Origin of the sequence: Pseudoalteromonas rubra (assembly GCF_005887095.1) — a bacterium.
GTDB lineage: Bacteria > Pseudomonadota > Gammaproteobacteria > Enterobacterales > Alteromonadaceae > Pseudoalteromonas > Pseudoalteromonas rubra_E.
In genome coordinates this window covers 1-4,337 of sequence record NZ_PNCI01000085.1, presented here as the reverse complement: position 1 = coordinate 4,337, position 4,337 = coordinate 1, and the positions used below count along the sequence as shown (strand labels likewise).

Below are 4,337 nucleotides of genomic sequence, written 5' to 3'. Positions count from 1 at the left end.
ACTAACTTGAAAAACACCGATGGTTATTCATAACAGCATAGGCGCAGATATCAATGCAGAAAATGGATGCAAGCAGGAGTAGCTTTTCTTCAACCCATTCACGGCGGTGTTCATAAGATTGGCCTGTTAAAGGGTCCTCGCCACATAAAAAGGCACGCCTGACACAGCGGGAGATGCAATGATAGTATTTTGTGTCAACTAAGCTGACCTGGCTTTTCCGTGCCGTTGGCATAGGGTCCGTCCTTATCCTTGGAGCAGATAAAGAGCAGAGAAGCAGAAAGTATGGTCGACACGTTTTGGAGTGGGTGTCCTTTGAGGTTGAATCTGAAATATCGAGCACATCTAATAAGGCTCTAACTGCTGGTATCTCATTGGATTTACTTTCTACTGTACGTTGATACAAAGTTAAACCAGACTCGCAATCAAAAGCGGACACCAAGTGTAAGTTATCCTCACGCTTTTTACTGGCACCGCGCAGGGTTTTACCATCAAACGCAATGATTGGCTTACCAGACTGAGACCGCTGTTCGTTGACCCAACTGAACAAGGCCAAAACCCACGAATCAGTCTCCACGGTTTTAAGAATTCGTGCAATGCTATGTCGCGTTGGAATACCATGCTAAAATGCTCTGAACTGCCTGAGCCAAGGGAGTTTACTGTGCCCGAACACTTCGATATCTTTCCAGCCTTCACAACCGGATAAAACTGTCGAGATGATAAGAAACAAAACATCAGCAAGATCATGATGTTGATTAATGGAAGAACGCTTATCTTCAACAAGTTCAAGGTGGCTAAATAACGACATAATTAACAAATAGATAGTAATAATGAGGGCGTTATTAGATCAGAAAAGAGGCGGGTGTTAAAGCCTTTTTACAAAGTGCGATCCCACCGTGAGGCTTGCGCTCATTCTTCGCTTAGTTTAGTCTGCTATTTTTCGCCGTTTATTAAGGCGTTAGTTACCAAGGAGAAAGTCGTGCAAGTAGATGATATCAGGGTGTTTATTCCGAGCAAGGATTACGAAACTAGTAAATCTTTCTATCAAGCTCTTGGTTTTAAAATGGACTATGTATCTGATGACCTCTCGCTATTTGAAAATGGTGATTGTTTCTTCTTTTTACAAAGGTTTTATAACCACGACTTAGCAAATAATTTAGTTCTCCAATTGTCAGTTCTTGATATAAATGAAGCACATGAACGTATAAAAAGCTTACAGGGCTTTGATTTTAAATATAATCCAATTCAAGAAGAACGTTGGGGTAAAGTAATTTTTCTATGGGGGCCATCAGGTGAACTTTGGCAAATAACAGAGTTTACTGGCAACTAACACATATGAAGGTAGTGTTCAATTTTCTGTGTCATTTCGATAAGTTAAGATACAAAAAGAGAAATGACCCATGACTACACAAAAATTTGATTTAGATTCTGTATTGAAAGCGCACCAGGACGGCAAAAACCTCACTGGTAAAGATGAAAAAAGCAAAGACACCCAGTCTTACTTGTTCTAGTTACCGATCCATTGGCTATGAATACAGGTGCTACTGGAAATAAAAAAGCGGAAAGTTTCAGAAATCGGACTTTACCGATGAGCAATTTCAGTTGAAACAGCAGCTATTTGGTATTTTTGAGCACGGTTAAGCGCTGCCAGAGCGCGGCAGTTATCATTTGTACTTGAGATAGGCTCTATTCTACCCGAAAAAGCGCTCACAATTAGCCAGGCTAGGGCGTCGCTTTTCTTGCAGATGATTACAAAATTCAGTTACGGTTTGCTGCCTACCGACTGCATCGGCCTGTCAGTTCAAGCAGCTCAATGCAGTAGTTAAGCTCAAAGGGTAGTCCTTTGGGCATGATCAGTCTTGGGTTACAAGCAAAGTGCAGCAGGCTCTTTGGTTGTTTGCCGTGCTGGGCGTGCTCAATGCAATTTTTGATACTGGTAAACTCAAAAGTTTCAGGTGTACTTGCTACTTTGGTCCGGATAGGATCGAGAACAACGTAAGCTATACTGGTGGCCAGGACGGCATAATCGAGTAATGCCGGGGATTTAAACCAGCCTTCCCAGAACCCGCTAGTGCAGCCATCTTCTCTATTGGCGTTAGGCACTGTAATCGAACCTTCAGTTCCGAATGTGGCGAGTATAAAAATACAGAGTATCTACAATCATGTTTTTGATTTTACAATAGGTAATTGACTATGAAGACTGATTTCAAGATTAGTGGGATTGATAAGCACAGCTTTTCTGAACTTTTGAATTTAAATGAGCAAGAATTGGAAAGTCACAATGCTAAATGGATAACGGCTGATGCGAACCCAGGTTACCCGTGTAGGGTTTCATTGATAGAAGCAAATATAGGGGAAAGGGTTTTAGTATTGCCCTATTTACATCATAACGCTGATTCACCTTACCGCGCATCTGGTCCGATTTTTGTTCGAGAAAATGCTATAGAGGCAAAGCTGGACATTAACGAAATACCTGAAATATTAAGAAAAAGGCAGCTTTCCATAAGAGCTTATAATAAACAGCAAATTATGATTCATGCAGAGATATTGCAAGGCTCTGAATTGGCGCCCGGTATTAGAAAGCAGCTCCTAAACCATGAGGTTGAATACATACATATTCACAATGCTAATCCAGGTTGCTTTAACTGTAGTGTACATCGTGCATAACAAGAGATTGTGGCGTCAATAGCTAAAATTCAGCGTTTGGCGCTTCTCACATTGTTCCGTCTCTGTTTATCGAGTTCAAGGTAACTACTATCTTTCAAAAAAACAAATAAAAAACAAAGACCCCCGAATTCAACTTGGGAGTGCACCAACTTTTTCATTACAGATTTCAAAAGGAGTTTTGTAATCAAGGCACCTCCGGTGTTGTTCAAGTTAGTTGTTATCATTTACTGTTTTCAGACTGTAGTGCCTGGTTCTGAGCTCAACGCGTACAGACTCCAAAAAAGGTGAATAAAACATCTTTACTCCGAATGCTGTCTATTTACACAGTTATAAGTGAATGCGGCCAATTATCAAGTCAAATTGCTCGTTTTCTCCGTGCTTGAAGGTCTCGTTTAAGTGAAGCACCAGTTTAAGTTTCTTATATTCATGAGGTTAGTAGTTTTACATAACGAGACTTTAAGTCTCGCTATGAACAAGGCTCGGTTTCAACGAAGCCACTTTGGCTTGAGCATTGAGAGCAATGGTGGTAGGTTATTGTTATTATTGTGAATAAAATAAGTTAGCTGTGGATCTGTACGGTTTTAGGAACTGGGTTTAACCGGCATTCACGCTAATAAGCTGTTAAGTGATCTAACACAAAGACGAAAGCATCTATGTTTCAGGAAAATGACGGAGAAAGATTCCTCTATAGATACAGAGGGGATAGTGAATTTACTCTGAAAGAGATTCAGAATAGCGAAGTCTTTCTTGCCCAAAAGAAAAATTAAATGACCAATCAGAGTATGTTTGGGATATTTTCGAAGAAAATTTCGAAGGATGGCCACCTTTAAGAAAAAGACTTTTGATTATTGCATTTTTAGAATATCTTGACTTTAGATATGTCCGAGAAAATGGAGTTCGTGACCCAAAGATGGATCATAGGTTATCTTCAGCTAAAACATGTATCGATGCGCAAGTTGAGGTGACTTTTAGAGAGGTGGTTCGACAATTATCGGAAACAAAAGATCTTTTCTTGGATAATTCAGGTAAAACGCTTGCGTCATGCTTTAGTAAATTGGGAATGAGTCCGACCATGTTTGGTCATTATTCTGGCTCGGGTAAAGGGGCTGTCATTGCTTACAATCGTAAGGTGATCGAGAGAGGGATAGCAGATAGTGATCTTTTCTTACACGATGTAAACTATACGGCCGACGTTTTCAAATTGCGACTTGGAGAAATACCTGATTATATTCTTGGCAATAAGCCCAAAACACTGGAGCAAGAGCTTTTATGTCGGAAATTTATTGATTGGAGATACGAACAAGAAGTTAGGTTGTTTTGCGTTTCGCGGGACCGTGTTAATAGAATTGTCACTTTTCCCGAAGACGCAATATCTGGAATTTGTTTGGGGCCAAGCATTTCACAAGATTTCTCACAAAATGTAAAAGAACTGTGTCAAAACAAGGGAATTCCTCTATTTAAAGCTGTCAGAAACTATGGTGTTTATACATATTCAGCACTTCCAGTTTCGTGACTTCTTTGAAAATACGTAGACACCCAGCCTTATTTGTTCTATCGACGGGTGTCGTTTTAGCTTCTTGGAGTGGGTGATTGAGATGGACGCTCCTAAATCGGCGTCAATGCGCCAAACTGATAGTGATTACACAGTTAACAGGAGCATCCATCATGAATCA

3 protein-coding genes and 3 pseudogenes are annotated in these 4,337 nt (G+C 40.3%); 3 read left to right on the top strand and 3 right to left on the bottom strand.

Going from position 1 to position 4,337, the window contains the following annotated elements; genetic code table 11:
- Positions 1-19: 19 nt before the first annotated feature.
- A pseudogene (locus tag CWB99_RS24275) lies at positions 20-232 on the bottom strand (transposase); the annotation flags it as partial.
- A gap of 87 nt (positions 233-319) precedes the next feature.
- Positions 320-805: pseudogene (locus CWB99_RS24685) on the bottom strand (ISAs1 family transposase); the annotation flags it as partial.
- Between the two features lie 171 nt (positions 806-976).
- On the opposite strand from CWB99_RS24685, the gene CWB99_RS22790 reads away from it, so the two are divergent.
- Complete coding sequence (locus tag CWB99_RS22790; RefSeq protein WP_138552910.1) at positions 977-1,327, top strand: lactoylglutathione lyase; 351 nt, start codon at positions 977-979, stop codon at positions 1,325-1,327.
- Between the two features lie 361 nt (positions 1,328-1,688).
- Here CWB99_RS22790 and CWB99_RS22785 read toward each other — a convergent pair.
- Positions 1,689-2,091, bottom strand: a pseudogene (locus CWB99_RS22785) (transposase); the annotation flags it as partial.
- 99 nt (positions 2,092-2,190) lie between these two features.
- Between CWB99_RS22785 and CWB99_RS22780 the strand changes: the two are divergent.
- Together CWB99_RS22780 and CWB99_RS22775 are read left to right on the top strand one after the other, a co-directional pair.
- On the top strand, positions 2,191-2,664 hold the full coding sequence (locus CWB99_RS22780; protein ID WP_138552909.1) for a DUF1203 domain-containing protein: 474 nt from the start codon (positions 2,191-2,193) through the stop codon (positions 2,662-2,664).
- An 841-nt stretch (positions 2,665-3,505) separates the two neighbouring features.
- Positions 3,506-4,177 (top strand): DUF2971 domain-containing protein, encoded by a 672-nt coding sequence (locus CWB99_RS22775; protein WP_138552908.1) that lies wholly within the window; start codon positions 3,506-3,508, stop codon positions 4,175-4,177.
- The last annotated feature ends 160 nt before the right edge of the window (positions 4,178-4,337 follow it).